Below are 19,622 nucleotides of genomic sequence, written 5' to 3'. Positions count from 1 at the left end.
GGCAGGGCTGCGCGGGCGGGACGGCCGGAAGCTCCAGGTACGACATGCGTGCCGTACGGCACCGAAGGGGGAGATCTGTGGGGCTGGATCCAGGACTGCGCCGGCTCGCGCTCGGCACGCTGCTGGCCGCGTACCCGGGGCCGGTCCCGCCCGACTGGGCGGTCGACCTGCTGGCCGAGGGGCTGGCCGGGCACACCCTCTTCGGCACCAACGTCTCCGACCCGGCGCAGCTCGCGGCGACCACCGCGGCGCTCCGCGCCGGGCGCGCGGACGTGCTGATCGCCATCGACGAGGAGGGCGGCGACGTCACCCGCCTGGCGCACGCCACCGGCAGCCCGTACCCGGGCAACGCGGCCCTCGGCGCGATCGGCGACGTCGCGCTGACCCGGCGGGTCTACGAGGCGATCGGCGCGGAACTGGCGGAACTCGGCATCACCGTCAACCTCGCCCCCACCGTCGACGTGAACAGCACCGACGAGAACCCAGTGATCGGCACCCGCTCCTTCGGCGCCGACCCGCTCCGGGTGGCGGCGCACTCCGCCGCCGCCGTGGCCGGGCTCCAAGCCGTCGGGGTGGCCGCCTGCGCCAAGCACTTTCCGGGGCACGGCGCCACGGTCGCGGACTCGCACCACGAACTGCCCACTGTCGACGTACCTGTCGACGTGCTGCGCCGCCGTGACCTGCCACCGTTCGCCGCCGTGATCGCCGCGGGCGCCCAGGCCGTCATGACCGCGCACATCCGCGTGCCGGCGTTGACCGGCTCCGGCCCGGCCACCTTCAGCCGTGAGGTCCTGGTCGACCTGCTCCGGACCGAGTACGGCTTCACCGGCGCGGTCATCACCGACGCGCTGGAGATGAAGGGCGCCTCGGTCGCGGCCGGCGGCGTCGGCCCGGCGGCCGTACGGGCCCTCGCCGCCGGCGCCGACCTGCTCTGCATCGGCGCGAAGGTCGACGCCGAACTCGTCGAGCAGGTCGCCACCGCGATCGTCGAGGCGCTCGGCGACGGGCGGCTGGAACGAGACCGGGTCGAGGAGGCCGCCGGGCGTGCCGCCACGCTCGCCGCCTGGACCCGGGCCGCGACCCGCGTCCCGACCGGCGGCGGCACCGACCTGGGATACGCGGCCGCGCGCCGGGCCGTGAAGATCGACGGGGTGCTCACCGACCTGCGCCGGCCGCTGGTGGTACAGCTGCACTCCGCGTCGACAATCGCCGAGGGGCGGGTGCCCTGGGGACTCGGCCCACACCTGGTCGACACCGAGGAGGTCCGCGTGGTCGCGGGCGAGACCGACCCGGCGAGCCTGCGCCGGCTCGCCGGTGACCGGCCGATCGTGCTGGTCGGCCGCCGCCTGCACCAGCTCCCCGGGGGGCCGGAGCTGGTCACCGCGCTGGCCGCCGCGCATCCCGTCACGGTGGTCGAGATGGGCTGGCCCGCCCAGTGGCGCCCGGCGGGCGTGCGGGCCTTCGTCACCACGTACGGGGCGAGCCACGCGAACGGCCGCGCGGCCGCGGAGGCGCTCGGCCTGGCGGGCTGAGCGGAGGGCTTCCCCGCACGCCGCCGAGCGCACACTGCGTCACTGACGCCGCGCGCCGGAGCGATCGGGCTCCTCCCAGGTCAAGTCCACTATTCGACACGTCGAACCGGCGCGAGGCGTCTTGCTCCGGAGGCGTTCGATACGTAGCGTGATCAGCGGAAGACGCGGCCGCCTGCGTGCGGGTCGCGCCCACGGGGACCTGGGGGGAGGCTGCGGACCGTGGATCCGGCCCGGGATCCACGGTCCGCGCTGTACAAGGCCACCGGTGGCCGCCGGAGCCAAGGGCCCGCTGCCGGCCTCGGCTTTCCCCGCGACCCGGCCGACGACCCGACACCCGCCGCCGTCGGCGCTCAGCGCGGGTACACCCCGAACGAGCGCCAGCCCCGGTCGGGGAACCCCGCGGCCTCGGCCACCCGGGCCGACGCGTGGTTGCTCCGCTCGTGCAGATAGGTGGGGACCGCCCCCTCGTCGAGCACCCGACGGGCGGCCTGGGCGACGAGCCGCCGGGCGAGGCCCCGGCCCCGGGCCTCCGTCGCGGTACCGACGGCCAGCTCGTGCCCGTACGCGTCGTGCCGCTTCACGCCCGCCCCGGCCAGGTAACGACCGTTCGGGGCGCGTACCACCAGCACGTCGGAGTCGAAGAGTCGCAGCCAGGGCGGTAGCCCGGGTGCGGTGCGCGGGATCCACTCCCCGACGTCCGGCAGCGGCGCGGGAGCCAGGCTCCAGCGGAACGGGCCGTCGTGTGTGCTCCAGTCGGGCAGGCCGACGGCGGCGGGCAGGGCCGGGATCAACCGGTCCAGCGGAAGATCGGCGAGCGCCCGCACCGCCGCGACCCGGTCCGGCGGCACGGAGAGCACGGTGCTGTGCCCGGCGCTGACCGCGAGCGCGGGCCGCAGCCGGCCGTCCCAGGCCGGGCGGGCGCGCCGGTGCGAGGAGACCAGGTGCAGACCCGGCCCGGCCGGCCACTGGCCGAGCCAGGTGGCCAGGTGCAGGTGGAGCCGCCGGTCGAGCACGCCACCACCTCCGTGAATCGCCCCGGCGCCGCCCGGCGCCCGGCGGCCAGGTCTCGTCGCTGATCACCGTACGCCGGGCGGGCGGCCAGGGGTGGACGGACGGTCCCTCCCGAGCGACGCCGCGGCGGTGCCCCACGGGCGGACGCGGTACCGGCGGCCGCTTCCGGTCGGTCGACGGCGGTTAGCTCAGCCGGCCGCGGGGGTAGCCGGGATCGGGCCCGGATTCCTTACCGCGTAGGGGAACCGGGTGCCTGATCCTCGCGTCACATCCATTTCCATACATGTACACCTTTCTCTGGGACGGTAAGGTCATGCCGAATCAGCCGAACGACCGGCACCAGCAGGACACCGAGCGCCTCTGGCGCAACCGGAGAGTCCCCGCCAGGTTCCCGGCGCAGCCGCCGTACCGCGGCGTCCGGGCCTGGGGTGACCCGGATCGGGCCCTGGGCTGGGCCGAGCTGAACAAGCTGCCCGCCGGGGCGTCCGCGCGGCACGGGCGCGGCGGCCGCTGACGGCGGGATCGACGACACACGGGCCCGTCCACTCCGGGCTTTCGCACACCTGTCGGGTAACGTCTTCTGGTCCCGAACCCGGCCGACGACAGGAGTAGCTCCGCCCATGGGCAAGAAGACGATCCGTGTCTCCGACTTCAGCGGCACCGTTCTGCAGCCGGAGGACGAGGTGGTCCGCATCGTGGTGTCGGAGCACCCCGACCTGGTCGCCGGGCCCGTGCAGCTGGAGGCCACCCCACTCGAGGTGGAGAGCATCGACGACGCCGCCCTGGACGTGGCGGTGGTCGAGGTCTACGACCAGCCCGACGGCGAGCCGCGCCGGGTGGTCCTCACCGCCAGCGAGTTCGACTCGATGGCGACCGACACGCCGATGGCGCAGTTGCTCAAGACCGCCGAGCGGGTGCGCCCGCCGAAGGCGCGCAAGAGCGCGGAGCGGATCGACTACGGCACCATCGAGCACGCCGGGAAGCCGCACCGGGGGCGGGTGACCGAGGAGGAGGCCCGGCTGGTGCGCGAGCAGCTCGACGAGGTCAACAAGCGCCTCGCCGACGCCGGCATCCGCCAGGTCGACCCGGCCGACCCGGAGCACGTGGCCCGGTACGGCTTCCCCACCGCTTCCTGACCCGGCCGGGTCAGGCCCGGTTCCGCACGATCTCCTCGAGCGCGGCGACGACGTGGGCCTCGGCGGCGGCCTTGTCGACGCCGAGGCCGGAGAGCACGCCGCTGCCGTTCTCCAGTTCCAGGAGCGCGAGCAGGATGTGCTCGGTGCCGACGTAGTTGTGCCCCAGTCGCAGCGCCTCGCGGAAGGTCAGCTCCAGCGCCTTCTTGGCCTGCCCGTCGAACGGGATGAGGGCGGGCAGCTCCTCGGACGAGGGCGCCGGCAGCGCGGCCAGCGCCGCCTCGCGTACCTGCTCCAGGGTGACGCCCTGCGCGACGATCGCCTTCGCGGCGAGCGCCTCCGGCTCGCTCAGCAGTCCCAGCACGATGTGCTCCGGCCGGATCTCGCGGTGCCCGGCGGTGCGCGTCTCGGCCTGCGACGTCACCACCACGTTGCGGGCACGGGGGGTGTAGCGGTGGAAGCCCTGCTCCGGGTCGAGGGGCGCGTCCTTGGCGACGAACCGCTTCTGGGCCGCCTGCTTGCTGACGCCCATGCTGCGGCCGATGTCGGTCCAGGAGGCGCCGGCGCGGCGGGCCTGGTCCACGAAGTGCCCGATCAGGTGGTCGGCGACCTCGCCGAGGTGGTCCGCCACGAGGACCGCGTCGCTGAGCTGGTCCAGCGGCTCGCTGCGCGTTTTCTTGATCGCCTGGATCAGGTCGTCCAGGCGTACGGGGTTGTCGGTCATGCGTCAACTGTAGGTTGACGCATGGGCTGCGTCAACCATCGGTTGACGATCGATCGGGTTTCACGCGACGGAGAAGGCAGGCAGGTTCGAAGGCTAGGGAAACACCCGATTTCCAGGACCGCTCTCGTCCGTAACGTCGACCCCGCGACCCACCGTTCCGGTTGTCGAGCCCGCACCCCGACATCCGGCCGCGACGGTGGCGCTCCCCGACACGGAACGGAGGCATCCCGTGCGCCGCATGATCGTGCCCGCGCTCTGCGTGGCCGCCCTGGTACTCGCCGGCTGCGACAGCGCCGACCCCACCGACCCGGATCCCGGCGCGGACATCGACGCCCCGATCGACGGCGCGGACGTCGCCGACGGGGGCGATGCGAGCCCGCCCAAGTGCCCCTTCAACGCCGCCCAGGCGTCCGAACTCGTCGGCCAGCCGCTCGTCGACCAGGGCAACTGCCTCTTCGGCGACGGCCAGGGCGTCGCCGCGCTGACCATCACGACCGCCTCCAGGACCGCCGGCGAGGCGACGTACGACTACCAGCGCCGCCAGGCCGACCAGACCTACCAGAAGGTGACCGACCTCGACCAGGGCGGCAAGGGCTACGTCGCGGTCAAGGACATCGAGGGCCAGGCGGTGCTCATCGCCGACGCGGGCACGTTCACGATCACCATGAGCAGCTTCCAACGCCTCGGCGGCCCCGACGGCTACGAGCAGACGCTCCGCCGCGTGATCGAAGCCCTACCCAGATGACGGGAGAGCCGATCAGGGCGTGTGCGGCACCGGTTCGGCCAGCGCCTGGATCTCCGTCGGCAGCTGCGCCAGCGCCTCCAGGAACTCCCGGTGACCGACGACGCGGTGCAGGGTCTGCAGGACGGCACCGGCGCCCCGCTCGGCGATGAGCGGACTCACCTGGGCGCGCTCGGTGACCCGGCGCAGGAACTCGTCGTACCCGAACACCTCGGGCTCCTCGGGCGCGGTCCGGGCCAGCAGCGGGCGGAGCTCGTGCGCCACGTGACCGGCCAGCGCGCCCGCCTCGGCGCCGCTGATCCGCTCGGCGAGCGTACGCAGGGTGGCCTCGGTGAGGGCGCGGGCCGTCACCTCCGGGACGCCGGCCCGGTCGGCCACCTTGTCGAAGAAACTCAGCTCGGCCATGACCCGTCCTTCCCGATACGGAGATGCGTGGCTACCCACAGCCGTCCCCGGCAAACGGGGAGGCGACCGGCACACCCGTCGGGCGGGCGGCGGCCACGCCGGCCGGCCCGACGCAACCGCCGGATACCGTTTCCGGCGACCGCCGACGCCCACCGGAGCGGACGGCGATCGTTCTCTGACTGACCGGAGGGTGGGAATCGGTGCGTCTTCACGTGGGCTGCGCGATGTGGTCACACCGGGCCTGGCAGGGCCGGTTCCTGCCGCATCCACTCCCGGCCGACGCACGCCTGCGGCACTACGCCGGCTGGTGCGACGCGGTCGAGGGGAACACGACCTTCTACGCGACCCCGGCCCGGGGCACCGTGGCCTCCTGGGCCGAGCAGACCGGCCCGGACTTCCGGTTCGTGGTCAAGCTGCCGAAGCTCATCACGCACGAACGCCGGCTCAGCGACGTCGACGAGGCGCTGCGCGGGTTCCTCGACGCGATCGAACCGCTCGGCCCGCGGGCCCACGCCCTCTGGGTCCAGTTGCCGGGCTCGTTCGGCCCCACCGACGTACCCGTGCTCGCCCGCTTCCTGCGCCGCCTCCCCGCCGCCCACCAGTACGCCGTGGAGGTCCGCCACCCCGCCTTCTTCGACGACCCGGGCTCGGCACGCCTCCTCGAACGGACCCTCACCTCCGTGGCCGCCGAATGGGTGCCGTTCGACACCACCGCCTTCTTCCGGCGCCCACCCACCAGCGACGCGGAACGGGACGCCTGGGTCAAGAAGCCTCGGGTGGCGCTGCGATCGGTCGCGCTGACCGACCGGCCGATCGTCCGCTACCTCGGGCGCGACGACACCGAACGGACGGTCGAGGGCTGGCAGCGCTGGGTCGAGATCGTCGCCGGGTGGCTGCGCGAGGGTCGCTCACCCACGATGTTCGTCCACACCCCGGACAACGCGGAGGCACCGCTGCTCGCCCGCCGCTTCCACGACGAGGTGCGGCTCCGGGTGCCCGACCTCGCGCCCCTGCCGATCCCGATCCCGGTCGAGCCGCTGACCCTCTTCTGACCGTCCGCGCCTCGTCCCGGCCGCCCGGAGTGCGACGGTGCGCAGCGGGTATCCGCCGGGCCTGACCTGGGGTGCAGGTCGGTCGGGTGGATAGCCCGTGGTCACTTCGAGGAGCAGGCAGCATGAGCATCGCCGGGCGGGCGCGCCTCTCACCGAACGCCTCCCTGGTGCTGCTCGCCTCGATCCTGGTGTCCTTCCTGGCCGCTTCGGCCGCCCCGACCCCGCTCTACGGCATCTACCAGGCGAACTGGCACTTCTCACCGATCACCACCACCGTGGTCTTCGCCGTCTACGCCGTGGCCGTGCTGGGCACCCTGCTCACCTTCGGCAAGCTCTCCGACTACGTCGGCCGCCGACCGATCCTGCTCACCGCGACCGCGGTGCAGATGACCTCGTTGCTCATCTTCATCTTCGCCAACGGCGTACCCACGCTGCTGGCCGCCCGGATCGTGCAGGGGCTCGCGGCCGGCGCCGCCACGGGCGCGATCGGCGCCGCCATGCTCGACATCAACCGGGCCCGGGGCACCCTCGCCAACTCGTTCGCACCGGGCATCGGCACCGGCACCGGAGCGCTGCTGTCGGCGCTGTTCATCCAGTTCCTGCCCGCGCCGACGCGACTCGTGTACATCGTCCTGCTCGTGGTCCTGCTGATCCAGATCGTCGGGATCCTGCTGATGCCGGAGACCGTCACCCCGATGACCGGGGCGCTGCGGAGCATCCGGCCGGAGATCACGCTGCCACGCGCCGTACGCGGGCCGGTGCTCGGCGTCGTCCCGGTCCTCTTCGCCGCCTGGGCGCTGGCCGGCTTCTACGGGGCACTCGGCCCCGCGCTCGTCCGTACCCTCGGGCCCACCTCGGTCGTGGTCGGCGGGGTGGCGCTGTTCGTCTTCGCCGGCCTCTCGTCCATCACCGTGATCCTGCTGCGCAACGCCCCCGCGCGCACGATCATGCTCACCGGTATCGCCGCGCTCATCCTGGGCATGATCGTCACGCTGGTGTCGGTCATGATGGACCTCGTCGCCGGCTTCTTCGTCGGTATCGCGCTGGGCGGCGTCGGCTTCGGCGCGGGCTTCCAGGGCAGTCTCAAGACCGTCCTGCCGCTGGTCGAGGCGCACGAACGCGCCAGCGTCCTGTCCCTGCTCTACATCGTCTGCTACGTGGGCTTCGGCCTGCCCGCGGTCATCGCGGGCTTCCTCGTGGTCTACGGCGGGGGCCTGCCCATGACAGCCGACGAGTACAGCGTCGCCATCATCCTGCTGGCCGCCGTCGCGCTCGTCGGGCTGCGCAGGAACGCGAAGAAGGCGCGCGCCTGACCCACTCCGCCCGCTGATGGCGTACGTCTCGTGGAGACGTACGCCATCCTCGCCGGCCCGACCGTGGGGCTACCGTTGCGCGGTCCTCCCCGCCGGGTGGTCGCCGTCCGGCCCCCGGCGGTGGCGGTGTCGGCGAGAGGGGCGGAGGCACAGTGACGACGGAGCCGGTCACGCAGGACGGCGCCAGTCTCGACGTCGTAGCCGCCGAGGCGGCGCCGACCGCGCGGGACGTGCTGGTCGCCGTGCGCGGCGGCACCCTGCGCGGCGTACGCGAGAACGGGCTGACGATCCTGCGGGGCGTCCGCTACGCGACCGCGGCACGGTTCGCCCCGCCCGTGCCCGAGAAGCCCTGGTCCGGGGTACGCGACGCGCGGGAGCACGGCGACGCCAGCCCGCAGCCAGCGGACCGGTCCGTGAAGCCCGCCGGCAGGTCCGAGGTGAGCGCGCAGTCGGAGGACTGCCTGAACCTGACGATCGTCACCCCGGCCGCCGACCGGGCGCGCCGGCCGGTGCTGGTCTGGCTGCACGGCGGCTCGTACCGATCCGGCGCCGGCTCCTGGGACCGCTACCGGACCGACCGGCTCGCCCGGGACGGCGACGTGGTCGTGGTGAGCGTCAACTACCGGCTCGGCGTGCTCGGCTACCTGCGGGCGCCGGGCGTCTCCCCCGGCAACCTCGGCCTCCTCGACCAGATCGAGGCGCTGCGCTGGGTACGGGAGAACGCGGCGGACCTGGGCGGCGACCCGGAGAACGTCACGGTGGTGGGGCAGTCGTCGGGCGCCCACTCGGTGGCCTGCCTGCTGGGCGTGGCGCAGGCCCGCCCGCTGCTGCGCCGGGCCGTGCTGCAGAGCCCGCCGCTGGGCCTGGGACTGGGCAAACCCGCGCTGGCCGCACGGGTGGCCGAGCGCTTCCTCACCCGGCTGGGACGGGATCCGTGGGAGGCGTCGACGACGGAGGTGCTCGCGGCGCAGCAGTCGAGCGAGCGGGACATGTCGGGTCACGCCGGATTCGGCATGGCCCCGGTGTACGGGCCGGTCGCCGGCGCGGATCCGCTGCCGGACGTACCGGGTTGGCGGGCCGCCGCCCGCGAGGGCGCCGGGAACCTGGAGGTGGTGCTCGGCACCACCCGCCGCGAGATCGCCTACTACCTGGCCGGCGGTCCGCTCTCCCGGCGGGTGCCGCTGGTCGGGCGCGCCGTCGAGGACGGGCTCGTCGACGCGGTGACGCGGGCGGTCTTCACCCGGCCCACCCTCCGGTTCGGGCGGCTGCTCGCCCGGGCCGGCGCCCGGGTCTTCGCGTACCGCATCGACGATCCGGCGTCGACCTCGCCGTACCGTGCCTGCCACACCAGTGACCTGCCCCTGATCTTCGGCGACGAGTCCGCGTGGGCGAACGCGCCGATGCTCGCCGGAGTGAGCTGGGCCGAGCTGTCCGACCGCGGTGCGCCGATCCGCTCGGCGTGGTTGTCGTTCGCCTCCGGCGGCGCCGAGGCGCTGACCGCCCAGGGCTGGCCCGGCTACTCCGGCCGCGCCGCCGAGGTGCGCCGCTTCGGCTAGGGAATCTCGGCCACCCGCTTGATCGACTCGATCCCCTTGAAATCGGGCTGTCCCGCACGCCCGGACACCCCGACTACCAGGAACCCGAGTGGATCACGCCACGATGCGCTGCAACGCTCGCACGTACCGGTCGGTGACGATCTCCTGCACCTTCCGGCCCGCCGGGCCACCGAGACGGGCCGCCAGTGACGCGGGACGCGAGAAGGCCGTGATGCCGAAGCGAACCTCGCCGTCGGCACCGATCCGCACGACGAACAACTCCTCACCCCGCACCGGGTGGCCCGGCAACGTCCCGTAGGCGAATCCCCGCCGGTCCGGCTCGTCGACGCGGTACACCACCCGGCAGGGAGCCAGGAAACCGAGCGGCCGGATCCCCCAGCGCAGAAGGACCACGGCACCCTCGGCGGCGCGGGGCTCCGAGGCCGTCACGGCCAGGCCCGCGCCGCGATGCATCTCCCAGGAGAGCAGCCCGTCGACCGCCCGGTCGAAGACCGCACGGCCGACCCCCAGGCGGGCGTCCCGGCTCGCCGGCCGGTAGCCCGGCGGAAGCCGGTCGCCGGTGGCGCCAGGGTCGGCGTACGTCAGCTCGGCCGCTGTCAGCGCCGCGAGCCGCCTCTGATCGCCGGGAAGTCGGATCACATCACGTGTCTACCCGTGGGTGGCGCGGCTCGTGCCTGGTTTCCGCCCTAGTCAAGGAACGAACGGGAGGAGGTCGTCGTCTCGTGCGGTCTGAGGTAGTCCGGCGGCGTTCCCGAGTCAAACCCTCATAACAGGTGGTGCCTACGGGCATAGGCCGGGAAGTCTGCGCCCGAGCAGGGTAGACGAGCACTCGTTGCAATCAAGGCGTCGATGAGGTTGCACACCGCGTCCGCGAAAAAGGCCCCGACCCAGTGAAATCACCAGGTCAGGACCTTGATCGTTGGTGCGCCGCCAGGGACTCGAACCCCGAACCCGCGGATTAAGAGTCCGCTGCTCTGCCAGTTGAGCTAGCGGCGCTCGCTGACAACGGGGAGAGACATTAACAGGCCGCCGGAGCGGCCCAGCGGGAGGGCCGTCCTACGGGTGGATCACCACTCGCCGACCGCGCAGCTCCCCCTGTTCGAGCATGCGGTGCGCCTCCCCCATCGCCGACAACGGCAGTGAAACGGTGTCGCGCGGGGCCAGCCGCCCCGCGGCGAGCATCCGGTTCACCGTCCTGGCGGCCTCGGCCAGCTCGTCGACGGTGGCGCGGGAGATGACGAAGCCGAGAACGGCGCGGTCGTTCTGGTAGAGCGCGCCGACCGGCAGCACCGGCCGGGCGGCGGCCCCGGCGAGCAGCACGACCCGTCCCCGCGGGGCGAGCAGGTCGATCACCGATTCCAGCTCGTTGCGGCCGGCCGTGTCCAGGTACACGTCGACGCCGTCCGGGCAGGCCGATCGCAACTGGTCGGTGAGGTCGGGGGCGCGGTAGTCGAGCACCTCGGCGGCGCCGTTGCGCCGACAGTGGTCGGCGTCGGCCGCCGAGGCGGTCGCCACGACGCGCGCACCGGCCGTGGCGGCGAGCGCGACGAGCGAGGTGCCGACGTTGCCGGCGCCACCGGCCACGACGACCGTCTCCGCGGGTCGGAGGCGGCCGTGGACGAACAACGCCAGGTAGGCCGTGGCGGCGGGGTGGAGCACGGTCACCGCGGCGGCCGGGTCGACACCGGCGGGCAGCCGGTACAGCCGGTCGACAGGCACCACGGCCTGCTCGGCGGCGCTGCCCTGCCGGCCGTCGTGTCCCAGGCTGTTGCACCAGACCAGGTCACCGGCGCGGAAGCCGGCCGTGCCGGGTCCGGCCTCGGCCACCCGGCCCACCAGGTCCCGGCCGACCACGAAGGGCAGCGGCAGCGCCGTGGCGTAGGCCCCGGAGCGGACGAAGGTGTCGACGGGGTTCACTGTCGTGGCGAGCACGTCCACCAGGACGTCGGTCGGGCCGGGGCGGGGCGCCGGCAGGTCGCCGAACCGGATCTCCGTGGCCGGTCCGGGACGCTCGATGTACACGGCTCGCATGGCGTCATTCTGCTCGGCCCGCCGAGCGTCGCGCGCCTCTCGGCAGAATGCGAAAAGGCTCCGGCCCGATGCAGAACACCAGGCCAGAGCCTTCACCATCTGTGCGCCGCCAGGGACTCGAACCCCGAACCCGCGGATTAAGAGTCCGCTGCTCTGCCAGTTGAGCTAGCGGCGCTCGCTGACAACGGGGAGAACATTAGCACGGGCGCCGAGCGGGGTTCCAATCCGATACCCGGCTCCCCCCTTCGGGCGAGCTTAACGGGCAAAAGCTCCGAACCCTCCGGATTCGCCGTGCGGGGGTCCTGGCGACGACGCGGGATGCGGCACCATGTCCGCCAGGTACGCGAGAACAGAGGTGGGGATGGTCACGTTCACGCGGGCCGGGGCGTTGGTGGGCGCACTGGCTCTAGCGGCATCGCTGGCACTGACGGGGTGCGGCGACGACCAGCAGAAACCGTCGTTCGTCGGCGGATCAGCACCGGGGACCAGCCCCGATGCCGCGATCGGCGGCACGTCGACACCGTCCGCTCCGGCCGGGCCGCCGTTGCCGGTCAGTCCGGGCAACGGCACGAAGAACAAGCCGGTCAGCACCGAGATCAGCGCCGACCTGCCGGACGGCGCCAAGGTCACCGAGGTCACGCTGACCAACGCCGCCGGCGATCGGGTCCAGGGCAAGATGCGCACCGACGGCTCGTCGTGGGTGCCGAACGCCCCCCTGAAGTACGGCACCACCTACACCGCGACCGTCAGCGCCACCGGCGCCGACGGGACGGCCCGCCAGGGCACCAGCACCTTCACCACCATGAAGAAGCCGAGATCGACGATCGGCTCCGGGCTCTACCTCTTCGACGACAAGACGTACGGGGTGGCCATGCCGGTGGTGGCCGAGTTCCATCCGGGCATCCCGAAGAAGGACCGGGCGGCCGTACAGAAGCGGATGTTCGTCCGCACCGATCCGCCGCAGCCGGGCGCCTGGCACTGGGTGGAGAACGGCACCCAGGCCTACTACCGGGCACCGGAGTACTGGAAGCCGGGCACGACGCTCACCGTCCGGATCGCGCTGGCCGGCATCCCGCTGAGCAACGGCCGCTACGGCGACGTCGACCGGAAGGCCACCGGCAAGATCGGCCGCTCCTTCGTGATGAAGGTCGACAACGCCACGAAGCAGATGACGGTGTACGAGGGCGGCAAGCTGGTACGGACCATGCCGGTGAGCCTGGGCAAGAAGAGCACCCCCTCCTCCAGCGGCACGATGGTCGTGATGGAGAAGAAGGAGAAGACCGTCTTCGACACCCGGGACGACCCCGATCCCGCCAACCGCTACGTCACCGACATCGAGTTCGCCCAGCGGATCACCTGGGGTGGCGAGTACATCCACGCGGCGCCCTGGTCGGAGCACGTGCAGGGGCGGCAGAACGTGTCGCACGGGTGCGTGAACGTCTCCACGGCCAACGCCCGCTGGCTCTTCCAGCAGACGAGGGTCGGCGACCCGATCACGATCAAGGGCACCGAGCGCAAGCTGGCCGCCGGCAACGGTTGGACCGCCTGGAGTTTGAGCTGGTCGCAGTTCATCAAGGGCAGCGCCCTGCCGGTGCCCGAGGGCGGGGCCGGGCCCGCGCTCTGACGTCACCGCGGCACCGGCTCGCACCGTCGAGCCGGCGCGGCGCGTCGCGTACGCTGTCAGGTCGATGGCCGGGATCGAACCCGCCTGAAATCGAGTCCCGCTCGCAAAGAGCGAATTCCAGCAACAACCCGGGCAAGAGTTCTCGGGGTGTTTCGTTTCACCCCAGGCAACGGGTACCAGTTCTGGTGCGTCTGTAAGAGACGATGGCTGGTGCGGGGGATCACGACTGTGAGGGAATCATGCGAGCTGACCAGGAGCAGCTGAACCGACGGCGCGGCGGCCGGCAGGTCGGTCGACGCCGCGCTCTCGCCGCGGGGCTGATCGCCGCCGCGCTGGCGCTCACTTCCGCCTGCACCAGCGGGGACGGCGGCAAGCCGTCGTCGTGGCAGGGCGGCGCCGAGACTCCCGCCCCGAAGGCGGCGGCCACCATCAGCGAGCCGAAGGCCGACGCCAAGGACGTGCCCGCCTCCACCGCCATCACCTTCAGCACCACCGAGGCCGTGGAGACGACTGTCGAACTCAAGGACTCCGCGGGCGAGACGGTCAAGGGCAAGCTCGCCACGGATGGCAAGAGTTGGCTCCCGTCCGGCGCGCTCAAGTACGGCGAGACGTACACCGCGACCGTGACCGCGACCGGCGACGACGGCCGTCCCGCGACCGCGACCAGCAACTTCACCACCATGGCGAAGCCCGACCAGCAGATCCGGGTGAGCAGTTTCCTCGGCGACGGCCAGACCGTCGGCGTCGGCATGCCGCTGATCGTCAAGTTCAGCCGGGCGATTCCGGAGGACTACCGCGACGACGTGCAGCGCCGGATGACGGTGACCTCGGTGCCGGCGCAGGAGGGCATCTGGCACTGGGTGAGCCCCACCGAGATCCGCTACCGGCCGAAGCAGTTCTGGAAGGCCAACAGCAAGGTCTCCTACCGCGTGCAGGCCGGCGGTCTGCCGATGGCCGACGGCTGGTACGGGCGGGCCGACCTCACCGTCGACATCAACATCGGCCCCGCACTGATCATGACGGTGGACAACAAGACCAAGCGGATGACCGTCACCCGCGACGGCAAGGTCATCAAGACGATCCCGGTCAGCCTCGGCAAGAAGAGCACCCCGTCGTCGAGCGGCACGATGGTGGTCATCGAGAAGCTGCGCAAGACGGTCTTCGACACCTTCGAGGAGCTCGGGCCCGAGGAGGGCTACCGCACGAAGATCGACTACGCCCAGCGGCTCACCTGGGGTGGCGAGTTCATCCACGCCGCGCCCTGGTCGGAAGGGCAGCAGGGCAGCGTGAACGTGTCGCACGGATGCGTGAACGTGTCGATGGCCATGGGCGCGTGGCTCTTCACCAACACCCGCATCGGTGACCCGATCACGGTGAAGGGCACCGAGCGCAAGCTCCAGAACGGCAACGGCTGGACCGACTGGAACATGAGCTGGAGCGAGTACGTCAAGGGCAGCGCGATCCCGTACGAGCCGCCGACGCAGCCGTCGACCGACGCGACGCCCGACCCGGACGTCACCCCGACGGCGAACTGACGCCGAGCAGAGACGACGAACGCCCCCTCCACACGGAGGGGGCGTTCGCGTTCGCGGGGGCTCGGAACGAGCGTCCACCGGTGGCGCCGCGCGACGGAGCGACCCGGGACGGCCGCCGGGGTCGACCCCGCCGGCGGTGCCGGCCCCGACAGGGTGACGTCAGATCTTCCCGTCCAGGATCTTCCGCTTGAGCGTGTCGAACTCGGCGGCGTCGAGGACGGCGACGTGCTCAGGTCGCTTGCTGCTGCGCAGGAACACCTGGTTGTCCCGTTCGGCGATCTCGGGGCAGTTGGGTCCGCTGTTGTCGCAGCGCAGCGTTCGCCACTGAAGCTTCTCCACGGCCTTCTCCTTCCGGTCGGCGGCCGCAGGCTGCGGCCGGTCCCTGGGGGCGCGGTAATTCGGAGACCGATAACCCTTCTGTGCCCACTCGTCCTGGCGGCACGCCTCGCCGGGGCAGTCGAGATCGACTCGCCTTCACTGAAGTCGCGGTAACCCAGCGTCGGGACACCCCGAGATCAGGGATGTCGAGTCGATCAACTGACCCCTACAACGCGGCAGGCCCCCTCCGAAGAGGGGGCCTGAGTCACGCACTGGGGTGACTGATGGGAATTGAACCCACGACAACCGGGACCACAACCCGGTGCTCTGCCAACTGAGCTACAGCCACCATGCCTCCGCGCCCGGTTTACCGCCCCGAGCGGGCGCGGACCAATAATAGCCTCCCACCCGGCGACCGCGTCCAGCGGGTTGCACCGGACGCCCCGGCGCTACCGGCGGGTGTCCCGAGCAGGGCTCAGAGCTGCGCGGCGATCGCCTTGGCGCTCTCGACGTCGGGGCCGGGCAGCGGCACGAAGACCGTCCGCCGGTAGTACTCCAGCTCCCGGATGCTCTCCCGGACGTCCGCCAGCGCCCGGTGCGCCAGCCCCTTGGCCGGCTGGCCGAAGTACACCCGCGGGTACCACCGGCGGCAGAGTTCCTTGATCGAGGAGACGTCGATCATCCGGTAGTGCAGGTGGTTGTCGAGCCGGGGCATGTCCCGGGCGATGAAGCCCCGGTCGGTGGCGATCGAGTTGCCGCAGAGCGGGGCGGTACGCGGGTCCTTCACGTAGCTGCTGACGTAGTCGAGCACCATGTCCTCCGCCTCGGTCAGGCTGACCGTGGAGCGGCGGACCTCCTCGGTCAGCCCGGACTTGGCGTGCATCGTGCGGACGATCTCCGGCATCGCGTCCAGCGCCGCGTCGTCCGCGTGGATCACCACGTCGACGCCGTCACCGAGGACGTTCAGATCGGGGTCGGTGACCAGCGCCGCCACCTCGATCAGCTTGTCCCTGCCGAGGTCCAACCCGGTCATCTCACAGTCGATCCAGACGAGAAGATCAGCCACCGGCACAGACTACGCGCAGCCCACGGGGCACGGATGCGGGCTCCACGGGGAGCAGCCCGCTAGGGTTTCCCCGTGCCACCCGAATCCGTCGCACCGCCCGCCGTCACCGACGACGACCCCGGTGGCCGTACGGTCCGCCGCCTCGTGACGGTCGTCGCGCTGGCCGCCGTACTGCCGGCGCTCTACCTGCCGGGACGGGTGCACGACTTCTTCGACCTGAAGATCTACATGCGGGCGATGCGGTGGTGGGGGGCGGGTAATCCGCTCTACGACTACGCCCAGCCGGACCGGGTCCAGGGCGAGCTCTACTTCACCTACCCGCCGTTCAGCGCGCTGCTGCTGCGGCCGTTCGCGCTGATCCCGCTCGGCGCCACCATCACGATCTTCACGATCCTCACCGTGCTCGGGGTGGTGGCGACCACCCGCTGGCTGGTCCGTCCGGTGATCGCCCGGCACGGTCTGCCCCGGGTGTTCGTCGTCACGGTGGCGGTGCTGCTGGTGCTGGCCGTGGAGAGCACCCGCGAGACCATCACCTTCGGCCAGATCAACATGCTGCTGGTCGTCCTGATCCTCGCCGACCTGCTCTTCGCCGTACCGCAGGGTCGGCGGTGGGCCGGGGTCGGCGTGGGGCTGGCGACGGCGCTGAAGCTCTTTCCCGGCATCTTCATCGTCTACCTGCTCGCCTGCCGGCGGTGGTGGGCGGCGGCGGTGGCCAGCGCCACCGCGGCGGCGGCGACGCTGCTCGCGGCGGCCGTCGCGCCGAACGACTCGTGGCGGTTCTGGACGCACGAGCTCTGGGCGACCGACCGGGTGGGCCGCACCGACTACACCGGCAACCAGTCGCTCTTCGGGCTGCTCAGTCGCTTCACCGCGCCGGAGAAGCCGGACCGGCTGCTCTGGCTGCTGCTGGTCGCGGTGGTGGCCGGGTACGGGCTGTGGCGGGCGGCCCGGGCGGCGCGGATGGGCGACCACCTCGCCGGCCTGACGCTGACCGGGCTGGTCGGGGGGCTGGTCAGCCCGATCACCTGGACCCACCACCTCTACTGGTTCATTCCGGCCGTGGTGGTCCTCGCCAACGCGGCGCTGGGCGGCCGCCCGTCGCGCGTTGACGATCCCGCCACCACCGGTTCGGCCGACAGCGCCGGTCGACGGCGCTGGCTGGCGACGCTGGCGATCGCCACCACCGCCGTGATCGTCTATGGCGTCGTCACGTTCTACGACTGGGGCGTCGAGCCGGTCGTCACGGACACCCCGGGGCAGTTCCTGATCCGCAACACGTATGTGCTGCTCAGCCTGCTGCTGCTGGTCACCCTGCCGGCCCGGCCGTACGTGCCGCGACCGGAGACGTCCCGGCCCGTCGCCGCGCCCGAGAAATTGCACCAAATGGACAGAGGCCCCGAGTAGCGACCATCGGCGCTAATCTGACCTCAACTACCTCACGGACAACTCGGGTAGCGGCACCGATCCCCCGGTGCGAGTGGCCCTCCGCGTCGGCAGCGCGGAGGGCCACTCGTCGTCCGGAGCCTTTCCCCGGCGAGCCCCTGTCGCAGCCCACCCGATCGGGTGCACAGCACCGTCGGCGGGCGGCGCTCAGGTCCGCTGACCGACGTCCTCCGTCGACCCTCCGGCCGGCTCCCGGCCCGACATCGGCACCGGCCGGACCGTGCCCTCCGGCTGCCCGGGCGGCCAGGCGAGGGTGAGCGCCACCGTCGGCGGGCGCTCGGCGGTCGCGGTCGACGAGCGTGCGCCGGCAGCCGCCAAGTGGGAGCCGCCGCCCGCATCGCCGGGACGCCCGGTCTCGACGACGTCCGCGAGGCTGGCCGGTCGGTGGGCGGGCAGCGCGCCGATCGCGGACCGCGCGACGGCACCGGAACCGACCGCGACGAGTTGCCGCTGCACCCGGGCCATCCGATCCTCGCCGCCGGTCGGCTGGGCACCCAGTCCACTGAGCGAGGTGACGCCGAGACGGCCGGCGAGCACCGGGACCTGATCCGGTTCGACCACGAAGACCACCTCCCGGGGCCGCACCGGGCGGAACAGCAGCAGCACGGCGAACGTCACCAGCAGCACTCCGCCGGCCAGCAGACCCCACATCGCCGGGGCCGTCCAGCCGAGATCCAGTTCGACGCGCAGGTCCAGGGCCAGGTCCGCGCGGCCGTCCGGGCGCATCACCACCAGGCTCAGCGGGCCGTCCGCCAGCTCGTCCGCGGTCCACGCCAACTCTCCGACGCCCTCCCGTACCCAGGCGGGGTGCCCGACGGGCACGGTCCGCGCGTCGCCGGCGGCCGGCGACGCGCCCGCCGGCTCGAGCCGGACCGGCAGCGGGCCGCGGGCCAGCGCCACGCGGCGCACCGTGGCGTGCGGTACGGGCTCCAACCAGCGCCGCACCTCGTCGGCCGGAGCCAGACCGAGCAGCGCCGGGCCGTCCGGCGTCCGGGCCTCGAGGCGCAGCCGCGCCTGCCCGAACCGGGTGAACGGGGCTTCCTGCCGCAGCAGGCGGTCCAGGTCGGCCACGACGACCGCGTGGCCGGGCGTCTGCACGGTCTCGACGCGGGCGGTGAACGCGCCGCTCGGGTCGGCGTGCCGGGTCACCTGCCAGAGCGCGCCGCCGGCGAGCAACGCCGGCAAACCGATGATCAGCAGCAGCATTCCGGCGAACGCGCGCACGAACCGCATCCGTTCCGTCCCCCTCCGTAGCCAGACACCCGGTCGACCTTACCGACGTCGACGCGCCGATCAGGGGATATCCACGGCACGCGATCGGCGGAAAGCGTGCGGGCCCGCCGGATCTCCGGCGGGCCCGCGCGACGCGGTACGGGTCAGGCCTTCGCGGCCGGCTCCTGACGGCTACGGCTGAACGCGAGCCCACCGAGCACCAGGCCGGCGAGCCCGGCGACCAGTCCGGCGATGCCCAGCCCGGTGGCGAGCCCGTTCCCCTCGTCCTCGTCACCGTCGCCACCGGCGGCCTGCGCGTTGTTCGCGACCGGCGCCGCCGACGCGGAGGCGGATTCGGACGCGGCGGCCAGGGTGAGCACCGGCGCGGGGTGCTCCGGCTCCTCCGCGCCCGGCGTCGGTTCCTCGATCCACCGCGAGATGTTGCCGTCCGAGTACGTCTGCAGCGTCTTGAAGATCATCTTGTCGACCTGTGGCAGCGGCCCGAGGGAGACCGGGAACTCCTGGAACTGTCCCGGCTTGACCCCGGCGTCGGCCGCCGCCGTCCAGGTCAGCTTCGACACCGCCTCGGTGATCTGGCTGCCGTGCACCTCCAGCGGCGGGTCCACCTTCCGCTTCTCCACCGCCACCGTCCAACCCGGCACCGGCATCGTGGAGACCGACCCGACCGGCGCGTTCTCCGGCAGTGTCACCTCGAGCTTCACCGTGGAGGCGGTGTCGCTCTCGTTCGGCACCCGGAACGCGATCCGGCCGTAGCCGCCCTGGGTCGCCTCCTTCGGGTTCACCGTGACGTGCGCCGACGCGGGCGCCGCGAAGCCGAGCACGGCGGTGGCGACGACACCGACGGCCAGGGCCGCGGCGCCGGCCAGAGAACGGCGGGTACGGGTCATGGGATCGGAACCTCTCT

19 protein-coding genes and 3 tRNA genes are annotated in these 19,622 nt (G+C 72.5%); 10 read left to right on the top strand and 12 right to left on the bottom strand.

The features are described from left to right. Positions 1-77 precede the first annotated feature (77 nt). On the top strand, positions 78-1,532 hold the full coding sequence (locus E1211_RS06770; RefSeq protein WP_132346524.1) for a glycoside hydrolase family 3 N-terminal domain-containing protein: 1,455 nt from the start codon (positions 78-80) through the stop codon (positions 1,530-1,532). 350 nt (positions 1,533-1,882) lie between these two features. Here the strand turns inward: E1211_RS06770 and E1211_RS06765 are convergent, their stop codons facing one another. Further along, positions 1,883-2,545 (bottom strand): GNAT family N-acetyltransferase, encoded by a 663-nt coding sequence (locus E1211_RS06765; RefSeq protein WP_132346522.1) that lies wholly within the window; start codon positions 2,543-2,545, stop codon positions 1,883-1,885. A 311-nt stretch (positions 2,546-2,856) separates the two neighbouring features. Here E1211_RS06765 and E1211_RS06760 point away from each other — a divergent pair, with 311 nt between their 5' ends. Beyond that, positions 2,857-3,057, top strand: coding sequence for a DNA repair protein (locus E1211_RS06760; RefSeq protein ID WP_132346520.1), 201 nt, complete (start codon positions 2,857-2,859; stop codon positions 3,055-3,057). 106 nt (positions 3,058-3,163) lie between these two features. Beyond that, complete coding sequence (locus tag E1211_RS06755; protein WP_132346518.1) at positions 3,164-3,679, top strand: hypothetical protein; 516 nt, start codon at positions 3,164-3,166, stop codon at positions 3,677-3,679. 10 nt (positions 3,680-3,689) lie between these two features. On the opposite strand, the gene E1211_RS06750 is transcribed toward E1211_RS06755, so the two are convergent. Next, a complete protein-coding gene (locus tag E1211_RS06750) occupies positions 3,690-4,400 on the bottom strand; it encodes a Clp protease N-terminal domain-containing protein (RefSeq protein ID WP_132346516.1) in 711 nt (236 codons plus the stop codon). Positions 4,401-4,638: 238 nt separating this feature from the next. On the opposite strand from E1211_RS06750, the gene E1211_RS06745 reads away from it, so the two are divergent. Next, complete coding sequence (locus E1211_RS06745; protein ID WP_132346577.1) at positions 4,639-5,145, top strand: hypothetical protein; 507 nt, start codon at positions 4,639-4,641, stop codon at positions 5,143-5,145. A gap of 12 nt (positions 5,146-5,157) precedes the next feature. Here the strand turns inward: E1211_RS06745 and E1211_RS06740 are convergent, their stop codons facing one another. Then, a complete protein-coding gene (locus E1211_RS06740) occupies positions 5,158-5,547 on the bottom strand; it encodes a DUF2267 domain-containing protein (RefSeq protein ID WP_132346514.1) in 390 nt (129 codons plus the stop codon). A 224-nt stretch (positions 5,548-5,771) separates the two neighbouring features. Between E1211_RS06740 and E1211_RS06735 the strand changes: the two genes are divergently transcribed. The 3 genes from E1211_RS06735 (at position 5,772) to E1211_RS06725 (ending at position 9,468) form a co-directional block, all read left to right on the top strand. Next, positions 5,772-6,599: a DUF72 domain-containing protein gene (locus E1211_RS06735; protein ID WP_207915284.1), complete on the top strand. Its 828-nt coding sequence runs from the start codon at positions 5,772-5,774 to the stop codon at positions 6,597-6,599. 122 nt (positions 6,600-6,721) lie between these two features. Continuing rightward, on the top strand, positions 6,722-7,912 hold the full coding sequence (locus tag E1211_RS06730) for an MFS transporter (protein WP_132346510.1): 1,191 nt from the start codon (positions 6,722-6,724) through the stop codon (positions 7,910-7,912). 152 nt (positions 7,913-8,064) lie between these two features. Next, entirely contained in the window at positions 8,065-9,468 is a 1,404-nt protein-coding gene (locus tag E1211_RS06725; protein ID WP_132346508.1) for a carboxylesterase family protein, read from the top strand. A gap of 93 nt (positions 9,469-9,561) precedes the next feature. Here the strand turns inward: E1211_RS06725 and E1211_RS06720 are convergent, their stop codons facing one another. The 4 genes from E1211_RS06720 to E1211_RS06705 form a co-directional block, all read right to left on the bottom strand. Beyond that, complete coding sequence (locus E1211_RS06720) at positions 9,562-10,107, bottom strand: DUF1990 family protein (protein WP_243709383.1); 546 nt, start codon at positions 10,105-10,107, stop codon at positions 9,562-9,564. A gap of 281 nt (positions 10,108-10,388) precedes the next feature. Further along, a tRNA-Lys gene (locus tag E1211_RS06715) sits at positions 10,389-10,464 on the bottom strand. Positions 10,465-10,524: 60 nt separating this feature from the next. Further along, entirely contained in the window at positions 10,525-11,499 is a 975-nt protein-coding gene (locus tag E1211_RS06710; protein ID WP_132346506.1) for an NADPH:quinone reductase, read from the bottom strand. Between the two features lie 102 nt (positions 11,500-11,601). Next, positions 11,602-11,674: transfer RNA gene (locus E1211_RS06705), tRNA-Lys, on the bottom strand. Between the two features lie 186 nt (positions 11,675-11,860). Here E1211_RS06705 and E1211_RS06700 point away from each other — a divergent pair. After that, a complete protein-coding gene (locus tag E1211_RS06700) occupies positions 11,861-13,123 on the top strand; it encodes an Ig-like domain-containing protein (RefSeq protein WP_132346504.1) in 1,263 nt (420 codons plus the stop codon). Between the two features lie 239 nt (positions 13,124-13,362). Continuing rightward, complete coding sequence (locus tag E1211_RS06695) at positions 13,363-14,658, top strand: Ig-like domain-containing protein (RefSeq protein WP_132346502.1); 1,296 nt, start codon at positions 13,363-13,365, stop codon at positions 14,656-14,658. Positions 14,659-14,817: 159 nt separating this feature from the next. Here E1211_RS06695 and E1211_RS32940 read toward each other — a convergent pair whose 3' ends face one another. From E1211_RS32940 to orn, 3 genes are all read right to left on the bottom strand, one after another. Then, the gene (locus E1211_RS32940) at positions 14,818-14,997 is read right to left on the bottom strand and encodes a DUF397 domain-containing protein (RefSeq protein WP_207915280.1); all 180 of its coding nucleotides are present in this window, start codon (positions 14,995-14,997) and stop codon (positions 14,818-14,820) included. A gap of 252 nt (positions 14,998-15,249) precedes the next feature. Beyond that, positions 15,250-15,325, bottom strand: a tRNA-His gene (locus E1211_RS06685). A 126-nt stretch (positions 15,326-15,451) separates the two neighbouring features. Further along, positions 15,452-16,048: an oligoribonuclease gene (orn, locus tag E1211_RS06680; protein ID WP_132346500.1), complete on the bottom strand. Its 597-nt coding sequence runs from the start codon at positions 16,046-16,048 to the stop codon at positions 15,452-15,454. A gap of 66 nt (positions 16,049-16,114) precedes the next feature. On the opposite strand from orn, the gene E1211_RS06675 reads away from it, so the two are divergent. Beyond that, positions 16,115-17,446, top strand: a complete 1,332-nt coding sequence (locus E1211_RS06675) for a glycosyltransferase 87 family protein (protein WP_132346498.1) — start codon at positions 16,115-16,117, stop codon at positions 17,444-17,446. Between the two features lie 186 nt (positions 17,447-17,632). Here the strand turns inward: E1211_RS06675 and E1211_RS33860 are convergent, their stop codons facing one another. Next, positions 17,633-18,718: a hypothetical protein gene (locus tag E1211_RS33860; protein WP_132346496.1), complete on the bottom strand. Its 1,086-nt coding sequence runs from the start codon at positions 18,716-18,718 to the stop codon at positions 17,633-17,635. Positions 18,719-18,861: 143 nt separating this feature from the next. Further along, positions 18,862-19,605 (bottom strand): YcnI family protein, encoded by a 744-nt coding sequence (locus E1211_RS06665; RefSeq protein ID WP_132346493.1) that lies wholly within the window; start codon positions 19,603-19,605, stop codon positions 18,862-18,864. Positions 19,606-19,622: the final 17 nt, after the last annotated feature.

The organism is Micromonospora sp. 15K316 (assembly GCF_004348525.1).
In the GTDB taxonomy this organism is placed as follows: Bacteria; Actinomycetota; Actinomycetes; order Mycobacteriales; family Micromonosporaceae; genus Micromonospora.
This window is presented reverse-complemented; position numbering and strand designations above follow the sequence as displayed.